The organism is Neobacillus niacini (genome assembly GCF_023715415.1).
GTDB classification, from domain to species: Bacteria; Bacillota; Bacilli; order Bacillales; family Cytobacillaceae; genus Neobacillus; species Neobacillus niacini_C.
In genome coordinates this window covers 1-256 of the sequence record NZ_JAMBOB010000088.1, presented here as the reverse complement: position 1 = coordinate 256, position 256 = coordinate 1, and the positions used below count along the sequence as shown (strand labels likewise).

2 rRNA genes are annotated in these 256 nt (G+C 43.4%); both read left to right on the top strand.

Annotation, left to right across the window (positions count from 1 at the left end):
• Window positions 1–102: ribosomal RNA gene (locus M3189_RS26700) — 23S ribosomal RNA — on the top strand; the annotation flags it as partial.
• Between the two features lie 79 nt (window positions 103–181).
• A 5S ribosomal RNA gene (rrf, locus tag M3189_RS26695) occupies window positions 182–256 on the top strand; the annotation flags it as partial.

The following is a 256-nucleotide window of genomic DNA, read 5'->3' as shown; positions in this document are numbered from 1 at the left end:
AGCTAGTAAGAACCCTGAAAGATGATCAGGTTGATAGGTCAGAGGTGGAAGCGTGGTAACATGTGGAGCTGACTGATACTAATCGTTCGAGGACTTAACCAATTTTTAAAAGGCAAACTCGTTTTACCACTTCTTCTGAAATTATCTAGTTTTGAGGGAATGATATACCTCAAAAAAATAGTCTGGCAGCAATGGCGAGAAGGTCACACCCGTTCCCATACCGAACACGGAAGTTAAGCTTCTCAGCGCCGATGGT